This window comes from Photobacterium sp. CCB-ST2H9, from assembly GCF_023151555.2.
Lineage (GTDB): Bacteria > Pseudomonadota > Gammaproteobacteria > Enterobacterales > Vibrionaceae > Photobacterium.
Genome location: NZ_CP100425.1, coordinates 2,347,896 through 2,373,395, shown reverse-complemented (window position 1 = coordinate 2,373,395; position 25,500 = coordinate 2,347,896). Strand labels below are relative to the sequence as shown.

The 25,500-nt window shown below is 50.9% G+C and carries 22 protein-coding genes and 1 other annotated feature; of the genes, 5 read left to right on the top strand and 17 right to left on the bottom strand.

From position 1 onward, the window contains the following. Positions 1-2: 2 nt before the first annotated feature. The 12 genes from hisIE to L4174_RS10970 form a co-directional block, all read right to left on the bottom strand. Positions 3-635: a bifunctional phosphoribosyl-AMP cyclohydrolase/phosphoribosyl-ATP diphosphatase HisIE gene (gene hisIE, locus L4174_RS11025; protein WP_248140881.1), complete on the bottom strand. Its 633-nt coding sequence runs from the start codon at positions 633-635 to the stop codon at positions 3-5. Then, positions 632-1,405, bottom strand: coding sequence for an imidazole glycerol phosphate synthase subunit HisF (gene hisF / locus L4174_RS11020; RefSeq protein ID WP_248140880.1), 774 nt, complete (start codon positions 1,403-1,405; stop codon positions 632-634). The genes hisIE and hisF overlap by 4 nt, the downstream gene beginning before the upstream one ends. Before the next feature lie 10 nt (positions 1,406-1,415). Beyond that, positions 1,416-2,150 (bottom strand): 1-(5-phosphoribosyl)-5-[(5-phosphoribosylamino)methylideneamino]imidazole-4-carboxamide isomerase, encoded by a 735-nt coding sequence (gene hisA, locus L4174_RS11015; RefSeq protein WP_248140879.1) that lies wholly within the window; start codon positions 2,148-2,150, stop codon positions 1,416-1,418. Positions 2,151-2,167: 17 nt separating this feature from the next. Continuing rightward, positions 2,168-2,800 (bottom strand): imidazole glycerol phosphate synthase subunit HisH, encoded by a 633-nt coding sequence (gene hisH / locus L4174_RS11010; RefSeq protein ID WP_248140878.1) that lies wholly within the window; start codon positions 2,798-2,800, stop codon positions 2,168-2,170. Beyond that, positions 2,800-3,870 carry a bifunctional histidinol-phosphatase/imidazoleglycerol-phosphate dehydratase HisB gene (gene hisB, locus L4174_RS11005; RefSeq protein ID WP_371929337.1) on the bottom strand — a complete coding sequence of 357 codons (1,071 nt, stop codon included), beginning with the start codon at positions 3,868-3,870 and terminating at the stop codon, positions 2,800-2,802. Before hisB ends, hisH begins: the two co-directional genes overlap by 1 nt. 17 nt (positions 3,871-3,887) lie before the next feature. After that, positions 3,888-4,943: a histidinol-phosphate transaminase gene (gene hisC, locus L4174_RS11000; protein WP_248140877.1), complete on the bottom strand. Its 1,056-nt coding sequence runs from the start codon at positions 4,941-4,943 to the stop codon at positions 3,888-3,890. 1 nt (position 4,944) lies between these two features. Continuing rightward, positions 4,945-6,267, bottom strand: a complete 1,323-nt coding sequence (gene hisD, locus L4174_RS10995; RefSeq protein WP_248140876.1) for a histidinol dehydrogenase — start codon at positions 6,265-6,267, stop codon at positions 4,945-4,947. 4 nt (positions 6,268-6,271) lie between these two features. Continuing rightward, positions 6,272-7,168 (bottom strand): ATP phosphoribosyltransferase, encoded by an 897-nt coding sequence (gene hisG, locus L4174_RS10990; RefSeq protein ID WP_248141689.1) that lies wholly within the window; start codon positions 7,166-7,168, stop codon positions 6,272-6,274. Positions 7,169-7,215: 47 nt separating this feature from the next. Continuing rightward, positions 7,216-7,355 (bottom strand) — a sequence feature (His leader region). 159 nt (positions 7,356-7,514) lie between these two features. Then, a complete protein-coding gene (locus tag L4174_RS10985; protein ID WP_248140875.1) occupies positions 7,515-8,000 on the bottom strand; it encodes a YchJ family metal-binding protein in 486 nt (161 codons plus the stop codon). Between the two features lie 3 nt (positions 8,001-8,003). Then, on the bottom strand, positions 8,004-9,218 hold the full coding sequence (locus tag L4174_RS10980) for an EAL and HDOD domain-containing protein (RefSeq protein WP_248140874.1): 1,215 nt from the start codon (positions 9,216-9,218) through the stop codon (positions 8,004-8,006). A 308-nt stretch (positions 9,219-9,526) separates the two neighbouring features. Beyond that, positions 9,527-10,258, bottom strand: a complete 732-nt coding sequence (lpxH, locus tag L4174_RS10975; RefSeq protein WP_248140873.1) for a UDP-2,3-diacylglucosamine diphosphatase — start codon at positions 10,256-10,258, stop codon at positions 9,527-9,529. Positions 10,259-10,304: 46 nt separating this feature from the next. After that, positions 10,305-10,802 carry a peptidylprolyl isomerase gene (locus L4174_RS10970; RefSeq protein WP_248140872.1) on the bottom strand — a complete coding sequence of 166 codons (498 nt, stop codon included), beginning with the start codon at positions 10,800-10,802 and terminating at the stop codon, positions 10,305-10,307. 254 nt (positions 10,803-11,056) lie between these two features. On the opposite strand from L4174_RS10970, the gene cysS reads away from it, so the two are divergent. From cysS to L4174_RS10950, 4 genes are all read left to right on the top strand, one after another. After that, positions 11,057-12,436: a cysteine--tRNA ligase gene (gene cysS, locus L4174_RS10965; RefSeq protein ID WP_248140871.1), complete on the top strand. Its 1,380-nt coding sequence runs from the start codon at positions 11,057-11,059 to the stop codon at positions 12,434-12,436. Positions 12,437-12,803: 367 nt separating this feature from the next. Next, positions 12,804-14,645 carry a carotenoid oxygenase family protein gene (locus tag L4174_RS10960; RefSeq protein ID WP_248140870.1) on the top strand — a complete coding sequence of 614 codons (1,842 nt, stop codon included), beginning with the start codon at positions 12,804-12,806 and terminating at the stop codon, positions 14,643-14,645. 73 nt (positions 14,646-14,718) lie between these two features. Continuing rightward, positions 14,719-16,323, top strand: a complete 1,605-nt coding sequence (locus L4174_RS10955; RefSeq protein ID WP_248140869.1) for a D-arabinono-1,4-lactone oxidase — start codon at positions 14,719-14,721, stop codon at positions 16,321-16,323. 65 nt (positions 16,324-16,388) lie between these two features. Then, a complete protein-coding gene (locus tag L4174_RS10950) occupies positions 16,389-17,417 on the top strand; it encodes a hypothetical protein (RefSeq protein ID WP_248140868.1) in 1,029 nt (342 codons plus the stop codon). A gap of 57 nt (positions 17,418-17,474) precedes the next feature. On the opposite strand, the gene L4174_RS10945 is transcribed toward L4174_RS10950, so the two are convergent. Further along, positions 17,475-18,320, bottom strand: a complete 846-nt coding sequence (locus L4174_RS10945) for an ion transporter (RefSeq protein WP_248140867.1) — start codon at positions 18,318-18,320, stop codon at positions 17,475-17,477. A gap of 600 nt (positions 18,321-18,920) precedes the next feature. On the opposite strand from L4174_RS10945, the gene adhE reads away from it, so the two are divergent. Then, positions 18,921-21,638: a bifunctional acetaldehyde-CoA/alcohol dehydrogenase gene (adhE, locus tag L4174_RS10940; protein ID WP_248140865.1), complete on the top strand. Its 2,718-nt coding sequence runs from the start codon at positions 18,921-18,923 to the stop codon at positions 21,636-21,638. Positions 21,639-21,721: 83 nt separating this feature from the next. On the opposite strand, the gene L4174_RS10935 is transcribed toward adhE, so the two are convergent. The 4 genes from L4174_RS10935 to L4174_RS10920 form a co-directional block, all read right to left on the bottom strand. Next, the gene (locus L4174_RS10935; protein ID WP_248140863.1) at positions 21,722-22,411 is read right to left on the bottom strand and encodes an SDR family oxidoreductase; all 690 of its coding nucleotides are present in this window, start codon (positions 22,409-22,411) and stop codon (positions 21,722-21,724) included. A gap of 258 nt (positions 22,412-22,669) precedes the next feature. Continuing rightward, a complete protein-coding gene (locus tag L4174_RS10930; RefSeq protein WP_248140862.1) occupies positions 22,670-23,191 on the bottom strand; it encodes a VC2046/SO_2500 family protein in 522 nt (173 codons plus the stop codon). A gap of 88 nt (positions 23,192-23,279) precedes the next feature. Beyond that, the gene (locus L4174_RS10925; RefSeq protein ID WP_248140860.1) at positions 23,280-24,428 is read right to left on the bottom strand and encodes a MalY/PatB family protein; all 1,149 of its coding nucleotides are present in this window, start codon (positions 24,426-24,428) and stop codon (positions 23,280-23,282) included. Positions 24,429-24,525: 97 nt separating this feature from the next. Next, positions 24,526-25,497 carry an alpha-L-glutamate ligase-like protein gene (locus L4174_RS10920; protein ID WP_248140859.1) on the bottom strand — a complete coding sequence of 324 codons (972 nt, stop codon included), beginning with the start codon at positions 25,495-25,497 and terminating at the stop codon, positions 24,526-24,528. Positions 25,498-25,500 lie beyond the last annotated feature (3 nt).

Sequence of the window (25,500 nt, the reverse complement as noted above, 5' to 3'; positions counted from 1 at the left end):
ATTCAGCCCTTGTGTCTTTCCTGCAATTTGGCGACAACGTCTGCCAGACTCAATCCCTGATCCTGCAACAGGACAATCAGGTGATACAAGAGATCAGCAGACTCAGAAATCACTTCCGCCTTGTCACCCGACGTTGCCGCAAGCGCGACTTCAACGCCTTCTTCACCCACCTTCTGCGAAATCCGCTTGGTGCCACGGGCATAGAGGCTGGCGGTGTAGGAAGACTCGGGATCGGCGCCTTTACGGGCTGCCAGCACTTGCTCCAGTCGGTGAAGAAACACCAGATCGGGCATACTGGCATTTTCACCGTCGTCAGTACTGCCCTGATCGAAGCAGGTTGTTGTGCCCAGGTGGCAGGTGGGGCCAATCGGCTCGGCACTGACCAGCAGGGTGTCTTTATCGCAGTCGAGCTGAATTTGCTTGAGTTGCAGCACATTTCCTGAGGTTTCACCTTTGGTCCAAAGACGTTGCTTACTGCGGGACCAGAAAGTTACCTGGCGGGTGTCCAGCGTTTTATTTAAAGCTTCATCATTCATAAAGCCAAGCATCAGTACCTGACCACTGCGACAGTCCTGAACCACGGCGGGCACCAGACCATCGACCTTTTCCCAATTAATTTCACTGCTCAGGCTCATAGTCGGATCTCCACCTGTTGTTGTTGAAGGTATTGCTTCAGTTCGCCGATATTGATGATTTGTTTGTGGAATACAGATGCAGCCAGTGCACCGTCGACTCCGGCAATATTGAAGGCATCGGCAAAGTGTTCCATGGTACCCGCACCACCGGAAGCAATCAGCGGTACATGACAGATATCGCGGACCAGATTCAGCTGTGTCAGGTCATAGCCCTGACGAACACCATCCTGGTTCATCATATTCAGCACAATTTCACCGGCCCCGCGTTGCTGGACTTCCTGAATCCAGTCTGCGGTTTCCCACTGGGTGACCTGAGTCCGGGACTCATCTCCCGTGAACTGATAAACCTGGTATTTGCCGGTGTCCGCATCAAAGTAAGAATCGATCCCAACGACAATACACTGCACACCAAACTTATCTGCCAGCTCAGTAATGAGTACCGGATTGGCCAGCGCCGGTGAGTTAATTGAAATTTTATCCGCGCCAAACTGCAGGATCTGACGGGCATCATCGGCAGATTTGATACCGCCAGCGACACAGAACGGAATATCAATGACTTCGGCGACACGTTCCACCCAGCTTTTATCAACGACACGGCCATCGCTGGAAGCGGTGATATCGTAGAAGACCAGTTCATCAGCTCCTTCTTCAGCATAGCGTTTCGCCAGCGGGACGATGTCTCCGATAATCTCGTGGTTGCGGAACTGAACCCCTTTGACCACCTGACCATCACGAACATCCAGGCAGGGAATAATGCGTTTCGCTAACATGTCGGGCTCCTTAATCGTTCCAGCAGGCAAAAGCCTGTTCTGCAGTAAATTTGCCGTCCAGCAGGGCGCGACCGACAATCACACCTGCTACGCCGGTGCCTTTCAGTGCAGCAATATCATCCAGAGAACCGATACCGCCCGAAGACTGGAATTGTACGTCCGGGTATTGCGCGCATAAATCACGGTACAGGTCGACATTTGAGCCTGCGAGGGTACCGTCGCGTGAAATATCGGTACAGAGGACGTGTTTCAGTCCGACGGTGCGAAAATCTTCGATCAGGGCTTCAATGGTCACCCCGGAGTCTTCCTGCCAGCCGGAAACCGCAACTTTCCGCTGGCCGTTGTCATCAATGTTGATATCCAGTGCCAGTACGATGCGTTCCGGACCGTAGGTTTCCATCCAGCTTTTTACTGTCTCGGGCGTTTTGACAGCGGTGGAACCCACAACCACACGTTGCGCGCCGGCATCGAGTAAATCGGCCACGTCCTGTTCGGTACGCACACCGCCGCCAATCTGAATCTTAGCCGGGGTGCCGGCCAGCAGTGTCCGGATTAAACCGAGCTGGCGGGCAGAGGTATCTTTGGCGCCTGTCAGATCAACCAAATGCAACCAGTCAGCACCGGCTTGGTGGTACAGTGCAAATTGCTCAGCAGGATTGACTTTATATTCGGTCACCTGACCATAATCGCCCTGAAACAGGCGGACGACCTGACCATCTATTAAATCGAGTGCGGGAATAATCATAACCAGTCCTTGTCGTCCTACATTTCGAGAAAATTCTGAATTAATTGTGCACCGGCTTTCCCGGAACGCTCAGGGTGGAACTGCACCCCGTAATAATTGCCGCTCTGAACAGCGGCGGTAAATGGCTGTCCGTATTCACAACCGGCAATGGTGCGGCCCTGTTCGGTATGAAAATCCGGCATGGCGTAGCTGTGCACGAAATAAAAATAAGTCCCGGCCGGAATGTTTTTGAACAGCGGGTGGCCTTCCTCCGGCGTGATGGTATTCCAGCCCATATGTGGCAGCGGTAAGTCACCGGTCTGCATTTTGACGACCGGGGCCGGGCATAAATTCAGACAAGGCACTTTTTCAGTTCCATTCTGGCCTTGCTCTTCCGAGTATTCGCCGAGAAGTTGCATGCCAAGACAAATCCCCAGCAGTGGTTTGTCGACTTTGCTGACCAGAGAGATTAAATCGCGCTCCGCCAGGTTTTTCATTGCTTCACTGGCCGTGCCGACACCCGGCAGGAAGAGTTTGTCGGCTGCCAGAACGGTTTCAGGATCCCGACTGACAGTCACGGCATAACCGAGACGTTCAATGGCAAACCGGACAGAAGAAACATTGGCACAGCCTGTATCGATGATGACGACTTTCTGTGTGGACTGTGTCATTACAAGACCCCTTTACTGCTTGGCAGCTCGTTTCCTTCAACTTTGATTGCCTGACGCAGGGTGCGGCCAAAGGCCTTAAACAGGCTTTCGACAATGTGGTGATCGTTATCACCGGTCGAAGACAGGTGCAGCGTGCAGGCCAGAGTATCGGTCAGCGAACGGAAGAAGTGCGAGACCATTTCTGTCGACAGGTCACCGACTTGCTCACGGCTGAATTTGGCATCAAATTTCAGATAAGGACGGCCAGACAAATCCAGTGCACATTGCGCCAGACATTCGTCCATCGGCAGACTGAAACCAAACCGGCCAATGCCGCGTTTGTCACCCAGCGCTTCCTTCAGCGCCTGACCCAAGGCCAGTGCGGTGTCTTCCACACTGTGGTGATCGTCAATGTGCAGGTCGCCGTCAACCGTCAACTGCAGCTGAAAACCGCCGTGAGTGGCGATCTGATCCAGCATGTGGTCGAAGAAACCCATGCCGGTCTGAATTACATTTCCGCCAGTCTGATCCAGGTTCACTTTTACCTTGATGTCAGTTTCTTTCGTCTTCCGGGTAACTTCAGCAATCCGTGGCCGGGTGGTCAGATCGGTCACTATCTGTTGCCAGTCCATTTCACCGCGCTTGTACTGAATGCCGCGGATGGCCATGTTTTCGGCCAGTTGCAGATCGGTCTGCCGGTCTCCGATGACGGCGGAGGTTGCAAACTCGACTCTGCCTTGCTGCAGGTAGTCTTTCACCAGCCCCAGTTTTGGTTTGCGGCAGCTGCAATTGTCATGTTCAAAGTGTGGGCAGATCAGCACGTCATCAAAGCGGACGCCCTGAGATTCGAAGATCGCCATCATCATTTGATGCGGTGCGTCAAAGTCGGCCTGCGGGTAACTGTCGGTTCCCAGACCGTCCTGATTGGTGACCATCACCAGTTTGTAGCCTGCATCCTGCAGCTTTAACAGGGCAGGGATGACGAAAGGTTCCAGTTCCAGTTTGTCCAGACGGTCGACCTGGAAATCTTCCGGCGGCTCAACAATCAGTGTGCCGTCACGGTCAATAAAAAGAATTTTTTCCTTGCTCACAATGGGATCCTTCCAATTTATAAATTCTTGCCCAGCTGGGTACGGATAAAGGCGAGGGTTTTCTCACACTCATCACGGTTGCCGATGCTGATCCGGATACAATTTTCAATCGGGGAGCGTCGCAGAATAATGCCGTTATCCCACAGGGCCTGAAACAGAGCATTGCCGTCAGGGAAACGCACCAGCAGATAATTGCCGTAACCGTCGTAAACTGTGACCCCCGGCAGCATACTCAGACCCGCTTGCAGATAAGCGCGGTTGGCGCTCAGATCCAGAACCTGAAACTTGGTCTTGGCCAGACCGGCCGGAGACAGCGCCTGTATGGCGATTTCAGCAACGGGTACAGGTACAGGGTAGGGAGCGATCACTTTCAGCAGCATGTCAATGACAGCGGGATTTGCCAGCGTAAAACCGCAGCGCAGACCTGCCAGCGCAAATGCTTTTGATAGCGTGCGCAGGATGACCAGATTCGGAAATTGTGCCAGCAGATCGACCGTGGAGGCTTCCGGACAGAAATCGATATAGGCTTCGTCCATCACGACCAGGGCTTTGTCCTGAGTCATGCTCAGCAGCTCGATGATGTCTTCACGGCGGATCAGGTTGCCGGTCGGATTGTTCGGACTGCAGACAAAGACCAGTTTGACGTTATCCAGGTTCTCCCGAATTCCTGTCAGATCAAGCTGCCAGTCGCTGGTCAGAGGCACCTGTCTGACACCGACATCAAAGGTTTCAGCACTGATGCTGTACATCCCGTAAGTCGGCGGGCAATACAGAATGCTGTCCTGCTTTGGCTCACAGAAGGTCCGGACCAGCAGTTCAATGCCTTCATCGGCGCCACGGGAGGTCAGCACCTGAGATTTATCGACACCGGCATAATCGGCGTAGGCCTGAATCAGCGCATCCGGCTGACAGGTACTGTAGCGGTTCAGGCGATCACACTGAATGCTGTATTCATTGACGAATGGAGACTCGTTGGCATTGAGCCAGATATCACCATTGCCTCCCAGACGACGGGCAGACTGATAGGGGGTGAGATCGCGGACGGTTTTACGAGCCAGTAATTCAGGGTTCATATTAAGCCTCTTTCAGCGTCGAAGCGCTGGTGGAAGATAGTTTCAGTTTTTCTACCCGGATACTGACTGCGCGGCGGTGCGCATCCAGACCTTCCGCGGTTGCCATGGTCTCAACGGTCGGTGCCAGTCCTAACAGGCCATCGGCACTGAGTTCCTGCACGGTCATCCGTTTGGTAAAATCGGCCAGCCCTAGGCTGGAGTAAGTTTTGGTGTAGCCGTAAGTCGGCAGGACATGGTTGGTACCGGAGGCATAGTCGCCGACCGATTCCGGTGACCAGTGGCCCAGGAAAATTGAACCGGCATTATCGAGCAGTGTAACCAGATCGCGTGGATTCCGGGTCTGCACGATCAGGTGTTCAGGGCCGTAATGATTCGATATCGACACGCATTGCGTCATGCTGTCTGCAATGATAGTCAGACTTGACCCTAAGGCCTGACGGGCAATATCAGCCCGGGACAGACTTTGCAGCTGCTGACCGATGGCATCTGCGACCCGGTCGGCAATGCTTGGATCCGGCGTGACGAGCACCACCTGAGAATCCGGCCCGTGCTCGGCCTGACTCAGCAGATCAGCAGCGATGAAATCCGGGTCTGCTGTGCTGTCAGCGATCACCATGACTTCAGACGGACCGGCAGGCATATCAATGGCGGCACCATAAAAGTCATTACTGACCTGGCGTTTCGCTTCGGTCACAAAGGCATTCCCGGGCCCGAAAATCTTGTCGACCTTAGAGACGGTTTCTGTTCCGAATGCCATGGCCGCAATCGCTTGTGCGCCGCCAACATTATATACATCTGTTATCCCGCACAGTTGTGCGACGTAGAGAATCTCATCGGCAATCGGTGGGGGAGAACACAGAACCACACGACGGCAACCGGCTATTTGGGCTGGCACGCCCAGCATCAGTACAGTCGATGGCAGTGGCGCACTGCCACCCGGAATATACAGACCCACCGCATGAATCGGACGTGTCACCTGCTCGCAGATCACACCCGGCTGGGTTTCAACCTGCAGCGGCTTGGTTTTTTGCGCTTTGTGGAAACAGGCAATATTGGCATAGGCCTGCTGAAGCGCTTGTTTCATGTCATCGGTTAAACGATCTGCTGCAGCCTGGATCTCATCTCCGCTCACTTTGATTGAATCGGGACGGACTTTATCGAACTTCTCTGTCAGTTCCAGCAGCGCATCATCACCGCGTTTGCGCACATCTGAGATGACACCGGCAACAATGGTTGAAATATTTTCGCCTGCCGTGATGGCCGGGCGTTGCAATAACGATTCACGTTGAGTTTCACTCAGAGATTGCCATACAACCGTCTTCATGGGATTACTCCATCATCTTCTCAATGGGCAGGACGAGAATTGAGCTGGCGCCCAGTGTTTTCAGCTGTTCCATGGTTTCCCAGAACAGGTTTTCTGAGCTGACCAGGTGAACAGCAACCCGGCTTTTATCGTGTGACAGAGGCATGACTGTCGGGTCTTCTGCACCCGGTAACAGCGCAGTGATTTGCTCCAGACATTCTGTCGGTGCGTGCAGCATAATGTATTTGGATTCTTTGGCCTGAATGACCCCTTGCATCCGGGTCAGCAGACGGTCAATCAGCGCTTGTTTGTCTGCACTGAAATCGCCGCTGCGTTGGATCAGGACCGCTTTGGACTGCAAAATGACCTCTACCTCTTTCAGGCCGTTTGCTTCCAGCGTAGCACCGGTAGACACCAGGTCACAGATAGCATCGGCGAGACCGGCACGCGGTGCCACTTCTACAGAGCCATTGAGCATACAGGTGCTGAACGATACGCCTTGTTCAGTCATGTAGCGTTTCACCAGTTGAGGATAGGTGGTTGCAATGCGTTTACCCTGAAGATCCTGAGGTCCGTTGTACACTTCGTCTTTATCAATGGCGATGGAAAGACGGCATCCGCCAAAATCCAGCCGGCGTAATTTCACGTAGTGGCTGGGCTCTCCCTGCGCGGCGCGTTCAAGGCTGACTTCTTCCAGCTCATTCTCCCCAATGAAACCCAGATCAACAACACCGTCCATAATCAGTCCGGGAATATCATCATCACGTACTAGCAGCAGGTCGATTGGCATGTTTTCACTGTGAACTACCAGACGCTCACCAATCAGATTGAATTTTACACCGCAGCGTTTCAGCAGTTCTTTACATTCTGTGCTCAGGCGTCCTTTTTTCTGAATGGCGATACGTAGTCGTTGTGTTTGCATCATGATATTCCCTGTAGATTTGATTTATCTTTAAAATTCGGTGCTTAAACGAAAAACCCCCGGAAGATTTCTCTTCCGGGGGTCTGAATGCTGCTTTGTCGTAGCGACCGCTGGAAGAGGCGAACTTGTCGTCTTCCAGATGAGGCGTATCCTCCTGAAAGACTAGTCAGGATGATGGTGATGATGGTGTAGATTAACCATTGGGATACGCATAACTATGTACTCTATTTAAATCATTATTAATTGCGGGCTTGTCTTCACACTAACCAAGGTATTGGGAATTTGCAACAGTTAATTAGTACATTTTCAAAATTTATTGATAGCTGGTTTTCCGGTAGTCATCAGTTTACATACAGCATTTCTTAAATTTCTTACCGCTTCCGCACGGGCAGGGATCATTACGCCCCACTTTGACCGGGGCTGCATTTTCCGGATATTCGCCGTCAATATAGAACCATTGTTGACTGTTACCGACCATTTCACGTAAAAAACGGGATTTTTCGTGCAGACAGTGCTTTTCGCCCTGTTCCTGATAGAAGGCCTTGAACTCAACATAACCCTCAGTCTCACTGGCGATTTGACTGTCGCAGACTTCAAGTCTCAGCCACTCACTGTGAACCGATTCAGCAATTGCATCACGGTACTGTTCAGCTTTACAGCTGGGGTGGTAAGTGGCGACGACGAAATCGACCAGCCCGAGCACATGTGCACTGTAACGGGCGCGCATCAGCTGTTCCGGATGATGTGCGGCTGAAGGATTCTGATGGACAGGCGCACAGCAGTCTGTGAGTGGACGATGGCTGCCGCAAGGGCAAAGTGTTGTCTCTTTCATTGGTTATTGCAGTTCTTCAATTTGGGTGACCCATTCAACGGACTCCAGATAGCGCTTCGCAACGCTTTCGGTATTCAGTCCCAGTCTGCGGCACATTGCATCCACCTGCTCCCAGTCGGCATAGTCGTAGGCACAAACCAGCGAGAGCAGATGGCCCAGATCACCGTTTCGGCTGATCAGTGCATCCTGGATTGTGATATCTAATGGTAGCATTGGAATCAGGACATCCATTGGCTGATCCAAAAGAGAATCCAGCATTGAAAACAATCCCGTGAGGAAAGCCCGGTTGCAGTTCAGCTGCGGAGAAACGTCGGCTGCCAGCAGTTCACACAGGTGTGCCCGCTGCAGAGAGAGGCAATACAGTGATGGCGGCTTGTCTTTGGTGACATGAGATGTCGCTACAAAACTGATGAAACGGCGCAGCCTTTCCTGTCCCAGATAAATCAGTGCCTGTTTGAAAGATGATATCGGGACTGCACGATTTGAAGTGATCGCATTCACATGCCGAAGCAGTTTGTAAGAGAGAGACAAGTCGGTTGCGATGACTTCTTCAGCGGCGTCAAAGTCGACATCATCCTGGCAAATCTGCTGATAAAGGCGCAGCGTTGTCAGTGCTGACGGACTCAGGGTTTTTTGCTGCATCATCTCAGGTTTACTGAAAAAGTAGCCCTGAAACAGATGAAAACCCGCTGCTTTCGCTTCTTTGAATTCTGCGTAGGTTTCGACTTTTTCAGCCAGGAACTGAATGGGTTTGTCTTTATGACGGCGGATAAAAAAGCGTGCTTTTTCGATCGGTGTCAGTTGCAGGTCGAATTTGACAATATGTACATACGGCAGAAATCGGTTCCATTCCACGCTCGGATTAAAATCATCCAAGGCAATCAGATAACCTCTCTGAAACAGGTCCTTGACCTTTTCCAGGAGTTGCTCTGAAGGCGTGCAGTCTTCCAGGACTTCAATGACGAAGCTGTGGGACGGGAAGAGCAGTGGTGTACCTTGTAACAGGCTTTTTTCAGGGAAGTTTACAAAAGCGAGTTTGCCGCTGCATACATCGTTCGAACCGTTTGAGAAAAAGTTATCCAGCAAGAGGCGGTTAGTTGCTTCTTCCGGAGGAACATTGGGAAAACAGTTTCTCGGCCCGTCCCTGAACAGTAATTCATAGCCGATGGTCGTTTTATCTCGGTCTAATACGGGCTGTCTCGCTAGATATGAATACATGATATCAGTACTGTTGATGGTTATCGTTCTGTCGGCGAGGGCTTGCATAGCCTGAGTTTCTCGTTGGTGAATAGTCCGCATGACTGAGTTAGTCCATTCGATTACTTATAATTATCACCGTTGCGTAACATTAGCAGTAGAATTTTCTACCGGTTGTGACCTTTGGCGGAGAAATTACGCGGCTTGTGATCTTTAGCCCAAAAGAAAATGTGGATAAGTAAAAATAATACTCAAATCTGGTCGTGAGCGAAAGTGAAAACGACGAGAGATAACCCTGATGAATACTTTTTGAAGATTTTTTATCCCTTTCAGGCATCCGGGAATTGGCGGGTTTCGAGCTGGCAACTCTTTGGCGAACAACGCAGTACAGAGCCTTGATCATACCAGTCTCCCAAAACGGTTCTTGTGGCTTGCAGATTATCCGTGTTTATCTGATGAACCGCCGGGCGGTGGGTATGCCCGTGAATCATACGGGTGACTTTTTTCTCTTTCATCAGGTCAATCACGGCTTGAGGTGTGACATCCATGATTGAATTCGCTTTCATCTGATTGGTCTGACTGCTGTTAGAACGCATTTTACGGCCAATGGACTGTCGCCAGGATAGGGGTAACCGCAAGAACAGCCACTGAATGAAAGGGTTATGAACCTTTTTGCGATAGCGCTGATAATTTTCATCCAGCGTACACAGGGTATCGCCATGCAGTATGAGGGTCGGCGTGCCGTAGAGATCAATCACGGTGTGTTCAGGCAGCAAAGTGACTCCGGTTTCCCGGCTGAATTGTGAACCGATCAGAAAGTCCCGGTTGCCATGAATAAAATAGCAGGGAACGCCAGATTCGGTCAGCGCTTTGAACGCCCCTTTAATCTGTCGGTGAAACGTATTGTCGTCATCATCGCCAATCCACATCTCGAACAAATCACCCAGCACATACAGCGCCTCGCATTGGGTGGCTTCTTCAGACATAAAGCGCAGGAAACAATCGGTGATGTCAGGTCGATCCGCACTCAGGTGCAAATCTGCAATAAAGCAAGTGGTCATAGCGTCCGGAGAAAGTGGCCGGAGGAATCCGGCCACTGACAGATGATTATTCTTCGATGGTGACAGAGTTGATCACAACTTCTTCTACAGGAACATCCTGGTGTACGTAACCCCAGTTGCCTGTCGCCACAGATTTAATCTTGTTGACGACGTCCATACCTTCAACCACTTCACCGAATACGCAGTAACCCCAACCGTCTGGCGTTTCAGATTTGAAGTCCAGGAAGTTGTTGTCGTTAACGTTGATGAAAAACTGAGAGCTGGCAGAGTGTGGTTCCATGGTACGTGCCATTGCAATCGTGCCAGTTTTGTTGCTCAGGCCGTTATTCGCTTCATTCTTGATTGGCGCACGGGTTTCTTTTTCTACCATGCCGGAAGCCATGCCGCCGCCCTGGATCATGAAGCCGTCAATCACACGGTGAAACAGCGTGCCTTGATAGAAACCGTCACGGCAGTACTGCAGGAAGTTCGCACTGGTCTCTGGTGCTTTTTCTGTGTCTAGCTGAATTTTAATATCACCAAATGTGGTGTGAAGCGTTACCATGAGCTTATCCTTTACTGGAGTGTATTGCTTTTAAACCCTGAATTCTAACGAACTAAGGCTAAGCGTCAATACAAGTTTGCTATCAATCTGCCCGGAATGGACAGGCGTAATCCTTTAACTATAGAAGAGGGTTCGGAGAGGTAAAATCGGTCGCGAATATCAGGCTGATACCGCAATTTCCCTTGCCTTCAAAGGTCATTAAAGGTGTAATTAGCCCTTTAAATCGTAACCCCAAAAATGAGTAATTATCAGACATGTTAAAGATCTATAACTCACTGACAAGACAAAAAGAGGAATTTAAACCCATCGTGCCAGGCAAAGTCGGCATGTACGTCTGCGGGGTTACCATTTACGATTTGTGTCACATCGGCCACGGTCGAACTTTTGTCGCATTCGACGTGGTGTCGCGCTATCTGCGTTACAGCGGTTATGACCTGACTTTTGTCCGTAACATCACAGATATTGACGACAAAATCATCAAACGCGCTGCTGAGAACGGTGAAAGCTGTGACTCTCTGACAGAGCGTCTGATTGGTGAAATGTACACCGATTTTGATGCACTGGGGATGGCGCGTCCGGATGTGGAACCGCGTGCGACTAAATTTATTACGGAAATCATTGCACTGTGTGAACGCCTGATTGAGCGCGGATTCGCGTATGTGGCGGACAACGGCGATGTCATGTTCGAAGTCAGCAAATTTGATGAATACGGCAAGCTGTCCGGCCAGGATCTGGAGCAGCTTCAGGCCGGCGCCCGTGTTGATATCGAAACCGCCAAGCGCAGTCCGTTGGATTTTGTCCTGTGGAAAATGTCCAAGCCGGGTGAGCCGACCTGGGAATCCCCATGGGGACCGGGTCGTCCGGGCTGGCACATTGAATGTTCTGCGATGAACTCTGCCATTCTGGGCGATCATTTCGATATTCATGGCGGCGGCTCTGACCTGCAATTCCCGCATCATGAAAACGAAATTGCTCAGTCCTGCTGTGCCCATGATACTCAGTATGTCAATACCTGGATGCACAGTGGCATGGTGATGGTTGATCGTGAGAAGATGTCTAAATCACTGGGGAACTTCTTTACCATCCGCGATGTACTGGGTTATTACGATGCTGAGAGCGTACGTTACTTTCTGATGTCCGGGCATTATCGCAGCCAGCTGAACTACAGCGAAGAAAACCTGAAGCAGGCCCGCTCTGCGCTGGAACGTTTATATACGGCACTGCGCGGACTGGACGAGACCGTTGCCGCGCAGGGCGGTGAAGCTTTTGTTGAGCGTTTCAAAGCTGCTATGGATGATGATTTCAATACGCCTGAAGCGTATTCAGTGCTGTTTGATATGGCCCGTGAAATCAACCGTCTGAAGACTGAAGACCTGGCAGCCGCTTCTGCACTGGGTGCGCGCTTGCGTGAACTGGGCAGCGTACTGGGCTTGCTGGCACAGGAACCTGAAGCTTTCCTGCAAAGTGGTGCCAAAGAAGATGATGTGGCTGAGATTGAAGCGCTGATTCAGCAGCGTCTGGATGCTCGTGCCGCGAAGGACTGGGCAGCCGCAGATGCCGCGCGTGATAAACTGACCGCAATGGGCATTATTCTGGAAGATGGCCCTCAGGGCACCACGTGGCGTCGTAAGTAAACGGTCAGACGATTCGTTGGTTTCTGAACGTCAGAAATAACATTTTTATCAAGAAAGAGCTGTGTTTGATGCACAGCTCTTTTTTTGTAATTTTTCTCTCCGATAAATCATGAATGAATAGCAGTATTTATCAGTGATGGTCATTCTTTGCCCAATTTAAATTGTTTATAAATAACAATTTTTATCGATAAATCTATCTCTAACTCGTACTTATCTGCTTAATAACTAAAATCTTTGTAATTATGATAATTTTTTCATACATATCTTGATATGTTTTGCAAAATTTTAAAACATTCATTTGAAAAATGAATTCGCCGCTAGAGTTACTTTTACGTAACATTTTTCGTAACTTTGGCGGAAGATCTTCATGAGAAGAAGGACATTTTTGAAAGGGCTGGCGGGCGCTGCGATGGTACCGGTCAGCGGCATGACGATGAGTGCAGAGTCTTCATCATCGTTTCCGCAGCGTATCATGGATGCGCACCTCACTGACCGTTCAGGTGAGTTGTCTGTACTGTCCGGTCAGCTTCCGGATGACATCCACGGGCATGTCTTTTTTGCCGAAGGTATCCCCCTCGAAGAAGGGCATTTTACGCCCAGTGGCCGGGGCGCACTGACCCGGATTGATCTCTCCCAGCAGGGTGTCCGCTTTATCCGAAAAATGATCAATACCCCATCAGTGCTGATGCAGCAGCATATCGACAGCTGGCCGGACCGCTTCAAACTTATGGGGGGGATGGCGTACTACAGCCCAACGATGGGGTTTGTAAATACCTGCAATACGGCACCAAATTACATGGGGAACAAGCGTTTTGCCCTGAGTTTTGAAGGCGGCGTGCCTTACGAGTTTGATGCTCAGTCACTCGAACTGGTTACGCCGATCGGTCATTACGACGAATGGGAAAGCAGCCTGCCGCCACTGATGGATGTACTGACGCCGGAGAAATGGTTATTCCCGCAAGTCCGGACCACGGGACATCCCTATTTTGATCTGGAAACCAATGACTGCTTCACCATCAATTACGGCGGCAATATTGGGAAACTTGGGACGCGTCACGGCTTCATTCATTTAATCAAATGGGATCAGAAAGGGGCCTTGCAGCGCTGGCAGGTGATGGGCCGCGATGGCCGCCCGGCATTTATCGCGGCAACCGCGCATTCGCTGGGAGTAACACGCCACCATATCCTGGTTTTTGAAACGGCTGCTCAGGTTGAGCCACTGCGCATGATCGGAATTCGCAGTGTCGAGCCGCAAAAACACCGGACGCCGGTCTGGGTGATCCGCAAAAAAGATCTGCTGGCGGGAAAGACACAGGTTATCGCAGATTATCTTGAGCTGGATTTTGATACCTCAGATGTTATGTGTAATTACGATGACCATGACCACGAAATTACCCTGTATGGCCAGTATCTTGGCGCAATGGATAAATCGGAGCCGCAATATACCTGGGACCGGCTGCATTTTGGTGGACGGGTCTCTGCAAGGATTGCAGGCTATCCGGCCGCCCCGGTGGATGTGGGCGGCTTAACCCGGACCCGCATTCAGGTGAAGTCAGATGCAGTGCGGGAGATCCATGCGGACTTCCGGTTACTGCGTGATGATCAGCTGTTCTGGGACATGAACGATCCCGCCTATCAGGGCCATTTCCAGTTCCCGGAAACGTTCGAGCATATTTACTGGGCTGCTGTTGGTTACCGGCCGGAGCATGTTGTGTCGCGGGTCGCGAAAGCTTATCAGGATTATCCGAATCGTCTGTTCACCAATGACTCACTGCCGCAGGAAACGCAGCCTTCTGCACTGGTGCATCTGGATTGTCTCACCATGACTCTGACGGATGCCTATCAGTTTCCGGCAGACTGCGTGATGCGGACACCGCAGTTTATTTCCCGGCCGAATGCAACTTCTCAGCAGGATGGCTACCTCTTTACTGCCGTGGTGCGTCAGCAACCGACACATGGCCTTGGGAATGGCAAGGAAATCTGGTTGTTTGATGCACAGAATCTGGCGATGGGACCCATTGCGATTCTGGGGCATCCGGATCTGAATTTTGCCACGACCAATCATGCACTCTGGGTCCCGGAAATTGATCGGCGGCCTGACAACAGTTACCGGGCCAATGTGGGTGACTTTTTCCGCTCCCGTGCGTCGTCGCACAGGGCATCGGTCAGGAAGGTAATTGAAGAACAAATATTACCGCGTTTTGGCTAGGACAATGGCTCTGGTGACGAACTCTGGATGGGTTCAGCTTCTGCTGTGAGTCGCAAATTATAAGGATAAAATCATGAAGAAAGTCGGACGACTGCTGTTAGCCGGGGTGGCGGCTGCTGGTGTGGCATTTGCGCTCCACTCGAATGAACCGGAAAACACGCTCTCAAATTATCAGGGAACTTACACCTGTCATCCCGGTGTCATCTACGATCCCACTTCGGTAGAGGAAGTGCAGTCCATTGTGGAAGATGCGCTGGCTCAGGGCAAAACGGTGATGACCGGGAACCGCAAGTTTGCCAGCCAGATTGATGCTGCCTGTGCGGCTGACGAGCAGGTTCAAATCACACTGAAAAATATGGATAAAATTGTTCAGTTTGATGCTGCAAGCAAGCAAGTCACGGTTCAAGCCGGAATGCGATTTAACGATTTGAATGATTTTCTGCGCTCGCAGGGGCTGGCCGTCAATATGGTAACCGAGCTGGGCACCTTTACCATTGGCGGGATGCTGGGCAGCGGTACTCATGGCTCTACCCTGGAAAAACCCAGTAATATGCTGGCGGACTACGTCACCCGTATGAAAATCGTCGACGGACAGGGGCAGGCCAGAGTACTGACGGGTGATTTGCTCGATGCGGCCCGGGTGAATCTGGGGGTACTGGGTGTGGTTGTTGAAGTCACACTGCAACTGGAAGACGCCTTTAAAGTGAGGGCAGACGTCAAAGGTTACCTGAGTGATGAAGGGCTGGAAGACAAAGTCCTTGAGATTGCCCGCAGTAATTACTCGGCCAATATTGCCTGGTTCCCGGGGCTGGGTCGTTATACCACGACACTGTACAACTCGGTTCCACTGGATACACCGGGAGAAGCTTATAACGCTCAGGCTGATGTGTCTGATGTGCAGGAGTTTTTCTTCGGATTGCTCTTTAATGCGGCGCATGAGTTCCCGGGCAGCGGTTTACAGTGTCTGGCAGCCAAAGCCCGTTATCAGGCCAGAGCGAATTCATATTTCCGGGATATTCAGACCGGTAAGAAAATCAGCAACCCTGTCGGCTATTCCGACCAGATGCAGTACTTCAAGTGTAAGGACCCGAACAAGTGTATCTGGGACCGGCTGCCCATCGCACTGCAGGAAGTGGCCATTGATATTGAACAGTTGCCCGACTGGATCCGGGATGTTCGTCAGATTGTTGCAGCCCATCCCCGAACCTGTTTCCCGCTCAACGGTATTTATTTCCGGTTCGGTCAGGCCTCGAAAAGTTACATTGGCATGAGTGCAGATCGCGATACGGCGTTTGTCGGCATCGAATATACCCTGCGTCAGGAAGGGAAGAAGGAACCGAAAAACTATTTCGTGAATCTGGAGATCGAACAGTTGTCGCTCCGGAAATACGGTGCCCGTCCGCACTGGGGGAAAAACTCCGTCGCCATTTTCGAAGACATGCCGGCACGCTTTAACCGCTGGCCGGAATTCCTGCAGGCCAAAAACGAGCTGGATCCGTTGAATGTCTTCACCAATCCATTCTGGGAGCGGGTCAGTGGGGAGATTCCGCTGGAAGATTATCTGACTCCCGGGTGTAACACGCGCGGGGAGTGCTACTGCCAGATGGATGAACACTGCCCGACAGGAACCAGCTGTCAGCCCGGCCGTTACTTTACGGACGCACGAATCTGTCGCTGAGGCGTTCTTTCAAACGTGGCAGCGATTCAGCTGCCACATTTCTTTGCATGAAAAGGGATGTGACGATGAAATCAATCATCACCTGGTGTCTGCTCATGTCTGTGAGCTGGACATGTCAGGCGACACGTCTGGATGACATTCGCCCGCACACACCGACCAGCAACACCTGGAGTGAACAGTGGTTCTATTATCTCAATGATCCGCTGGTGGGGTATTTTAAAATCAGTGCACAAACATTTCTTACCCCTGATCTTGACCCCCAGGCTGAGCATGCATATGTACACGTCGTTTATGCGCCGGTTGGGGGACAACAGGTTGTGTTGGATCAGTATTTTGATCAGGTTGAACTGGAAGGTCAGCCCGGCAGCGAAGCGTTCCGGTTTTCTGTGCCGGATAAGGTCGACATTGATCAGGATGGCATTCGTCTGAATCTGGAGAATCTGAGCTTTCATCTGAAATACACCGGAGAGCACCGCCACTACACCGGCGGATCAAATCCGGGTCAGAATCCGTTCGGGCTGATTGGCGATTTTCCCGGCGTGGCTGTGAATTACTTTGTTTATTCGATGGGGACGCCCAGTCAGTATGAATTCCGGCTCGGGGAGATCTCTCATACCGGAGAGGGGGTGACTTATCTGGACAAGGGGTGGTTTGATGCCAAGAAAAGCGAAGGATTTTCTTTTTTAGGGGCATTTACGCCGGAAAGGCAATTGATGATGACCGGCGGTTCACAGGGAGGGTTGCCTCTGGAGCTCTGGGTTGGCCGCTATGTGTCAGAACAAGCAGATATTCTGCTACATCCGTCTCTGGTGGGCTTGAGTGTTCAGAAAGAATCCAATGCCTGTAACGGCTACCTGAAACTGACCATCACCAAGCTCGGGAAGAAAATTGAAGTCGAAGCCAGTTCTGATTTGACCGATTTTTATATTTCGGAAATGCCTTCGAAAGTCGTCTTCGGGCAGGACCAGCCCATTATGAAATCGATGAATGCCCGGATTACCGCCAAAGTGTACCGGTGGGGCCGGCTGGTGGATACTATGGAAGTGCCTCAGGGGTTACTGGAATTTAGTGGCAGTGAGATGTGCCCGCAGTAAAAAAAATGTGTATGTCCGGCGAGAAAGAAATCTCCGGACATACATTGCTGGACTGATTCAGCTTTCTGTCGTCTGAACGACCCGATCATCAGGGTCAGCCAGCTGGCTGCCACAGTGCTTACAAAAGACAGCATCAGGTTCATGGCCAGCGCGGGAACAGTTCATGCATTTCACCAGCGTACGGTGCAGCTGGCTCTGATGGCCTATCTCTGCCGTAATAATGCCGGTTGGGACGGCAATAATGGAGTAACCCATCAGCATGGTAAATGAAGCCAGCGCCTTACCCAGGTCAGTCTGAGGTACGACATCACCATAACCGACCGTTGTCAGTGTCACGATGGCCCAGTAAATGCTGTAGGGAATACTGGTAAACCCATGTTCGGGCCCTTCAATCACAAACATCAGCGAACCGAAAACGGTAACCAGTACAGCGACAGTCGTGAAAAAGATCAAAATTTTCCGGCTCGATTGCAGCAGGGAACGGAGCAGCAGATTCGAGTCCTGTAAGTAGCGCATGAGTTTCAGCACCCGGAAAATCCGCATCACCCGCAGAAGTCGGATGACCATCAGATAATGGGCTGTCGGGAACAGGAACACCAGATATGTGGGCAGGATGGCTAATAAGTCCACAATGCCATAAAAGCTGCGTGCATAGGCTGCTGGTTTCGGCGAGCTGTAGAGACGCAGCAGGTACTCAATCGTGAATACCAGCGTGAATCCCCATTCCATCCAGTAAAACACTTTGCCCCACAGCGCGCCGATACTGCTGACTGAGCCAAGCATCAGCACAGTAATAGAAGCAAGGATGGTCACAATGAGTGCAATATCGAAGGTTTTACCGGCAGGCGTGTGGGTACCAAAAATGGTGACGTAAATGGTTTCCTGCAATGACGAACGGGACATAAATACAATCTGAAAGGTGAAAAAACAAAAGCATACCCAAGTGTAGCGACCGTTGCTATGGCGTTGTTCAATGTCTTTGGGAACTGGGAAGCGAAATACGATTTTGTTTTCATATCGTGAGACTTCCTCCCTGAAGTGATATGCTCTTTGTTGCTCAATTTCGGGTGAAAATTTATACAGTGAATTTATCGTGACGTACCAATGTGGATTAGGCTTTATGGGATAGCAACCATCCTCATGATGGGCCATCCCGGGCTGGATGCAGCGGAACATGCGGTTTGTTGTGCTAACGAAATTTATTTTCAGTCGAGTAATTTTTTTTCAAGATCAATTCAGTGCACATTGGCTGACTATTGAATTGGTTGAATATATGTTGCTTTTAAGTATCTGATTTTTTGAGTGAATTTTTCTTCATTTGAAGTGTTGTTGAACTGTGCACTTCACATGATCCAGATCAAGTCTTTTACGAAGATGAAGTCATAAAATCAGTTTTGAAAGCAATTTACTAAGAGTGCGACATCGGCGATAAGCGCCCTTATGGCAAGGATTTAAGACGTATCCTTACTAAAAAGTTTTCAATCTTAAAGTTAGGAGTTGACTATGCCTGTCACGAATTTGGCTGAACTCGATGCAATGGTTGCCCGTGTTAAAGCAGCACAGAAAGTGTTTGCGACGTACTCTCAGGAGCAGGTCGATAAGATCTTCCGTGCGGCTTCACTGGCGGCAAACAATGCCCGTATTCCGCTGGCACAGCAAGCGGTGAATGAGTCTGGCATGGGTATTGTCGAAGACAAAGTGATCAAAAACCACTTTGCCTCTGAATTTATATATAACAAATATAAAGACGAAAAAACCTGCGGCATTCTTGAAGAAAATGATGAATTTGGCACGCTGACGATTGCTGAGCCGGTGGGCCTGATTTGCGGTATTGTGCCAACCACCAACCCGACGTCAACAGCGATCTTCAAGTCTCTGATTTCACTGAAAACCCGTAACGGTATTATCTTCTCGCCACACCCGCGTGCGAAAGAATCAACCAATGCTGCGGCCAAACTGGTGCTGGATGCTGCGGTTGCCGCAGGTGCACCGAAAGATATTATCGGCTGGATTGATCAGCCATCGGTTGAGCTGTCCAATGCACTGATGAAGCATGACGATATCAACCTGATTCTGGCAACCGGTGGTCCGGGCATGGTGAAAGCGGCCTATTCATCTGGTAAGCCTGCCATCGGTGTAGGTGCCGGTAACGTGCCTGTCGTCATTGATGAAACAGCGGACATCAAGCGTGCAGTTGCTTCTGTCCTGATGTCAAAAACTTTCGATAACGGCGTGGTCTGTGCTTCAGAACAGGCTGTGATTGTCATGGATGAAGTCTATGACGAAGTGAAAGAGCGTTTTGCAAGCCATAAAGGTTATGTGCTGAGCAAAGAAGAAGCTGACAAAGTCCGTAAAGTGATTCTGATTGAAGGCAATCTCAACGCGAATATCGTTGGTCAGCCGGCAACCAAGATTGCTGAGATGGCTGGGATTGCGGTTCCTTCAGACACCAAAGTGCTGATTGGCGAAGGTGTTGCGATCACCATTGACGAAGAATTTGCGCATGAAAAACTGTCTCCGACTTTGGGGATGTTCCGTGCGAAGACATTCGAAGATGCGGTTGATATGGCCTGTCAGATGGTTGAACTGGGCGGTATCGGTCACACGTCCGGCCTCTATACCAACCAGGATATCAATGAAGATCGTATCAAGTACTTCGGTGACAAGCTGAAAACAGCGCGTATTCTGGTGAACATTCCTACCACTCATGGTGGTATCGGTGACCTGTATAACTTCAACGTGGCACCATCCCTGACATTGGGTTGCGGTTCATGGGGCGGTAACTCTATCTCAGAGAACGTGGGTCCTAAGCACCTGATCAATAAGAAAACTGTCGCAAAACGGGCTGAAAATATGTTGTGGCACAAACTGCCGAAATCTATCTACTTCCGTCGTGGCAGCCTGCCGGTTGCGCTGACTGACCTGGAAGACAAGAAACGTGCATTTCTGGTGACAGACCGCTTCCTGTTCAACAATGGTTATGCGGACGAAGTGATGTCGCTGCTCAAAGCGCAGGGGATGGATGTGCATGCTTTCTACGATGTGGAAGCAGACCCGACACTGACCGTGGTGAAAAAAGGTGCGGAAGCGATGAAGAGCTTCCAGCCGGATGTCATCATTGCACTGGGCGGTGGTTCACCGATGGATGCTGCGAAAATCATGTGGGTAATGTACGAGCATCCGGACACGCATTTTGAGGAACTGGCGATGCGCTTTATGGATATCCGTAAACGTATCTACAAATTCCCGAAAATGGGCAAGAAAGCTGAGCTGGTGTGTATTACAACCACCTCAGGGACTGGCTCTGAAGTAACGCCATTTGCAGTTGTGACTGACGATGAGACCGGTGCCAAATATCCGCTGGCTGATTACGAGCTGACACCTCAGATGGCGATTGTGGATGCCAACCTGGTGATGAACATGCCGAAGTCGCTGACTGCATTTGGTGGTTACGATGCCGTGACGCATGCACTGGAAGCTTATGTGTCTGTTCTGGCAAACGAGTACTCAGACGGTCAGGCACTGCAAGCCCTGCAACTGCTGAAACAGTACCTGCCATCAAGCTATGCAAACGGTGCGAAAGACCCGATTGCCCGTGAGAAAGTGCACAATGCCGCAACCATTGCCGGTATCGCATTTGCGAACGCTTTCCTGGGTGTGTGCCACTCAATGGCGCATAAGATTGGTGCAGAATTCCATCTGCCGCATGGCCTGGCGAATGCTCTGCTGATTGCGAACGTGGTGCGCTATAACGCCAACGATAATCCAACCAAGCAAACGGCTTTCTCTCAGTACGACCGTCCACAGGCACGCCGTCGTTATGCTGAAGTCGCGGATCATCTGGGTCTGTCTCTGCCGGGTGACCGTACAGCGAAGAAAATTGAGCGTCTGCTGAGCTGGCTGGACGAGCTGAAAGACAACCTGGACATTCCGAAGTCTATTCAGGCAGCGGGTGTGCCAGAATCAGACTTCCTGGCGAAGCTGGATGAGCTGGCCGTAGAAGCATTCGATGACCAGTGTACCGGTGCGAACCCTCGCTACCCGCTGATCACTGAGCTGAAAGAAGTGCTGCTGGCTTCTTACTACGGTAAAGCTTATGTCGAAGGTGAAACCGTTGAAGGCACCACTGTGATTCTGAAAAAAGCAGATCAGAAACCAGCGGAAGCAACAAAAGTCGCGGCACCTGCAGCAAAAGCGAAAAAAGTTGCAGAGAAAGCATAACGCTTAATCACTCTGCAGCATGAAAGAACCCGCCAATCGGCGGGTTCTTTTTTTGTGTGCATCTGTATGAACGACGTTTGTGTTCAGACGACTTCGGCTTCAATCATGCGGCCATTAAAATAGTCATTGGTGACTATGTACTCAGCGCTTCTGGCGATCTCGTACTGCATCGGCAGACTGAGCAGCGTACTGGGCGGCAGATCCTGCTTTTCGTCGAAAATCAGCGGAAATACGCCACCGACCCGGATTTTGTATTGGGCCAGTTCTTTGGACCAGCTCTGAGTAAATCCGGCCAGCATGGCTCTGGAACTGCTGTTGAGCGGGACCGGGTTGTCCGGTCTGCAGGCGGCAAGATTGATAATCACGCCATTCTGGTTGTGCGCCCGCATATAACCGGCTGTTTGTTTTCCGAATGACAGGAAAGCAGAGGTGCCTTCCGTCATCAGCTGGCAAAATTCTTCAACAGATGTTTGGGTTAAGAGCATCGGCATATCAACGCCTAACCAGCAGTTAATTAGCACATCAATTTTTCCATAATGCTCATGAACCGATTCGATCGCATGGGCGATCGTGGACTCTTTATTATCCGTCAGACAAAGTGCAAAGCAGTCACCGCCACGACTTTTGCATTCTTTGTAGTTGGTATCCAACCGATCTGATTCTGTATCCACGAGGGCAATTTTTGCCCCCAGTGAAGCAAAGTGGAACGACGCTGCTTTTCCTAATGGGCAGCCTGCAGCTGTAATCAGGATCACTGAGTCTGCAATATTCATAGCGCAATCTTCCTATTATTTGGATACACAGATATTGTTATGATGCTTCAACCAAGAAGGAGCCTTTCATCAATATTTATTCGTTATTATGTAAACTAATAACACCCCGATATTGTTAAATCTTAGTTAAGCACTTATGGAAAGCGGTATTCGATTGTTCGGCTTATGACACCTGTCACGAAATTTTTCGCTTTGTGATCCATCACGAAAAACATATCTAATTGACTGAAATATAACAGGAATAATCGGTGAGGTTAATCAGTTGAATTTGGCTACTGTGCCATACATTTCTGCGGAACGTTTCGCGCGGATGAGGTTCATGTATAGATCCTGTGGCGAACCCTTCATTGGCTCCTGCTGAACCGGAGGGAGACGGCGGCGCTCATGCCCGGACAGGTTATGGTACAGCTCTTCCGGCATGCCCTTGGTGTCCTGAGGCGGGAAGGTAATGGCAATCGGCTGTAAGGAACTCAGCAAGCGAGTTGCAATCAGTCCACCGCGATGGAAAGCGTCGGATTGCTCTGCACCCCGCGGGTAACAGTACTCGGATGTGGTGAGCGGGGCCGGGTCCTGCAGCTCAAAATAGGTCCGCAGCTGCTCTTCCGTGGTTCCGGGAGGCAGGGGTTTTTCTGTCGGGACAGTTTCCAGGTAATCCGGCGACAGCATCGCAAGCATCAACGCGAAGTCAGAACGGCGACCCTGCTCAACCGCATGGTTGAGGGAGTAACCGAGCTGTACTTCACTGATCAGCTGCGCTTTGTCTAGGGTATGGATTTGCATGGAGTCCGACAAAAAATAAAACCTGTACACTCTCTATCGGACGCTTTACAAAAATCTTTAGAGAAATTAACGCGGATTTGTTTGGATATTAACCAATCGATTCAATTGCATGTCGCATCCGGTCGATGGCGAGCGTCAGTGTATCAGTTGTGCACGCAAAGTTCATTCGGATAAAGCCCGGATGCCCAAAATCTGCACCGGGAGAAAAGCCGACACCAGCCGCTTCAAAAAAGGCATGCGGATTTTCAACAGGCAACTCAGAAGCATCTATCCAGGCCAGATACGTGGCTTCAATCGGGTGAAGTTTCAGCCCGGGCATTGCGTTGATCTCTTTCATCAGCCGGTCTCGGTGCTGGCGCAGGTAATTGAGCTGTTGCGTCAGCCAGGGCTGGCAATCCCGGTAGGCAGCTTCAGCCGCGGTGTAGGCCAGTACGTTCATGTCAGGTACAATCCCGGCCCGGACCCGGTTGAAGCGACGTCTGAGCTCAAAACTCGGAATAATGGCCATTGCGGCACCCAGTCCGGCAATGTTGAAAGTTTTGCTCGGTGCAATCAGAGTAATGGATCGTTGTGCGGCATCTTCATCCAGGCTGGCGAAAGGAATATGGTGTGCCTCTTCATCTAAAATCAGGTCGCAGTGAACCTCATCAGAACAGACGATGAGATCATGCTTTTTCGCGAAGCGGTGCAACGTGTTCAGTTCACTGCGAGTATGCACGGTTCCGCCCGGGTTGAGGGGATTACAGAACAGCATCAGCTTACTGTCGTCTGGCACTTCGGTTGCTTCAAGATCCGTCAGCCAGCGTTCATGCTGCAATTTGACCGGGGATAAAGTCAGAGGCCGCTGGGCAAATTTTGCTGCCGTAACGAATTTGGGATAAATCGGTGCTGGCGTGATGACGCCTTCATGACTGTCCGTACAGGCGCGAACGGCCAGATTGAGACCACTGACTAAACCGGGCAGATAGACAATCCATTCTGGTTTAATGTGCCAGTGATATCGCTCCGCCATCCGTTCAACTATTAGTTCGGTTAAGGAAGCCGGTGCCGAGCCATAGCCGAAAATACCGTGGTCGACATGACGGTGCAGGGCGCCGGAAATCGCATCTGGTACTTTAAAATCACTGTCGGCAACCCACATAGGCAAAATATCTCTGCCTTGATATTTCTTCCACTTGATGCTGTTACTGCGGGTACGGTCAATATGCTGATCAAATAAGTGCAGATCTTCTGACATCGGCTTTCTCTGGCAAGTTGATGATATCTTTCAGTGATTATGCGATGAATCAGTCAGATGAAGAAAGCCCCAATCTTGGATTGGGGCCTGATAGATATCAAAACAGTGGTTTTGCACCAAACTGGTCAGCGGCATAAGCGACCCGTTCGGCAGGAGAGGGGATCTTGGACGGCGTGCCCAGGCTTTCAATGTGATGCAGTCGTGGCAGCAAGCCACATCCGTTGGCTATCTGAATTGCCAGTCCGGGACGTGCGTTGAGCTCCAGGACCATAGGTCCCCGGACTTTATCCAGCACCATGTCTGTCCCCAGATAGCCCAGCCCGGTCATTTCCCAGGCGCCGGATGCCAGCTCCAGTAGTTTTTGCCAGTTGGGAACACACAGTTCACTCAGCTGGCGCTCGGTATCCGGGTGATGTTCAACCGGCTGGTTAAACTGAACCGCCCGCACGGCTTTTCCGGTCGCAATATCAATGCCGACCCCGACAGCGCCCTGGTGCAGGTTTGCCTTTCCGTCGGAGGCTGCGGTCGAGCAACGCATCATGGCCATCACCGGATAACCTTTAAAGACAATCACCCGAATGTCCGGCACGCCTTCAAAGCTGAAGCCATCAAAGACATCATCAAACTGAATCAGGTTTTCGACCATCGCCACATCGTTTTTTCCCCCCAGCGAGAACAGGCCAGCCAGGGTATTGGTGATATGACGCTCAACATCCTGCTTGTTGATCACGGCACCGGAGGGCTTGGTATACAGGCCGTTTTCATGTTTGACAATGACCAGAATGCCTTTACCGCCAGAGCCCTGTGCGGGCTTAATGACAAACCCGGGCCAGTCTCGGACCATGTCATGAATTTCTTTGACATGAACCTGACTCCGGATCACCCCGATGAGTTCAGGGACAGTGGCGCCTGCGCGCTGGGCAAGGATCTTGGTTTTCAGTTTGTCATCAACCAGCGGGAACAAACTGCGATCATTATACCGGCCGATATAACTGTGATTTCGCTTGTTCATACCCATAATGCCGCGCTCACGCAGCCGCCATGGCATGGTGTAACGGGATAAAAACATGGC

What these genes read in the sequence shown, in the direction of transcription:
- lpxH (WP_248140873.1), bottom strand. Translation starts at nt 10,258, where the DNA reads ATGACCACTTGCTTTATTGCAGATTTGCACCTGAGTGCGGATCGACCT.
- L4174_RS10935 (WP_248140863.1), bottom strand. Translation starts at nt 22,411, where the DNA reads ATGAATATTGCAGACTCAGTGATCCTGATTACAGCTGCAGGCTGCCCA.
- cysS (WP_248140871.1), top strand. Translation starts at nt 11,057, where the DNA reads ATGTTAAAGATCTATAACTCACTGACAAGACAAAAAGAGGAATTTAAA.
- L4174_RS10945 (WP_248140867.1), bottom strand. Translation starts at nt 18,320, where the DNA reads ATGTCCCGTTCGTCATTGCAGGAAACCATTTACGTCACCATTTTTGGT.
- hisH (WP_248140878.1), bottom strand. Translation starts at nt 2,800, where the DNA reads ATGACACAGTCCACACAGAAAGTCGTCATCATCGATACAGGCTGTGCC.
- L4174_RS10960 (WP_248140870.1), top strand. Translation starts at nt 12,804, where the DNA reads ATGAGAAGAAGGACATTTTTGAAAGGGCTGGCGGGCGCTGCGATGGTA.
- L4174_RS10925 (WP_248140860.1), bottom strand. Translation starts at nt 24,428, where the DNA reads ATGTCAGAAGATCTGCACTTATTTGATCAGCATATTGACCGTACCCGC.
- L4174_RS10950 (WP_248140868.1), top strand. Translation starts at nt 16,389, where the DNA reads ATGAAATCAATCATCACCTGGTGTCTGCTCATGTCTGTGAGCTGGACA.
- L4174_RS10930 (WP_248140862.1), bottom strand. Translation starts at nt 23,191, where the DNA reads ATGCAAATCCATACCCTAGACAAAGCGCAGCTGATCAGTGAAGTACAG.
- hisF (WP_248140880.1), bottom strand. Translation starts at nt 1,405, where the DNA reads ATGTTAGCGAAACGCATTATTCCCTGCCTGGATGTTCGTGATGGTCAG.
- L4174_RS10970 (WP_248140872.1), bottom strand. Translation starts at nt 10,802, where the DNA reads ATGGTAACGCTTCACACCACATTTGGTGATATTAAAATTCAGCTAGAC.
- adhE (WP_248140865.1), top strand. Translation starts at nt 18,921, where the DNA reads ATGCCTGTCACGAATTTGGCTGAACTCGATGCAATGGTTGCCCGTGTT.
- hisA (WP_248140879.1), bottom strand. Translation starts at nt 2,150, where the DNA reads ATGATTATTCCCGCACTCGATTTAATAGATGGTCAGGTCGTCCGCCTG.
- hisC (WP_248140877.1), bottom strand. Translation starts at nt 4,943, where the DNA reads ATGAACCCTGAATTACTGGCTCGTAAAACCGTCCGCGATCTCACCCCC.
- L4174_RS10920 (WP_248140859.1), bottom strand. Translation starts at nt 25,497, where the DNA reads ATGTTTTTATCCCGTTACACCATGCCATGGCGGCTGCGTGAGCGCGGC.
- hisG (WP_248141689.1), bottom strand. Translation starts at nt 7,168, where the DNA reads ATGCAAACACAACGACTACGTATCGCCATTCAGAAAAAAGGACGCCTG.
- L4174_RS10985 (WP_248140875.1), bottom strand. Translation starts at nt 8,000, where the DNA reads ATGAAAGAGACAACACTTTGCCCTTGCGGCAGCCATCGTCCACTCACA.
- L4174_RS10955 (WP_248140869.1), top strand. Translation starts at nt 14,719, where the DNA reads ATGAAGAAAGTCGGACGACTGCTGTTAGCCGGGGTGGCGGCTGCTGGT.
- hisD (WP_248140876.1), bottom strand. Translation starts at nt 6,267, where the DNA reads ATGAAGACGGTTGTATGGCAATCTCTGAGTGAAACTCAACGTGAATCG.
- hisIE (WP_248140881.1), bottom strand. Translation starts at nt 635, where the DNA reads ATGAGCCTGAGCAGTGAAATTAATTGGGAAAAGGTCGATGGTCTGGTG.
- L4174_RS10980 (WP_248140874.1), bottom strand. Translation starts at nt 9,218, where the DNA reads ATGTATTCATATCTAGCGAGACAGCCCGTATTAGACCGAGATAAAACG.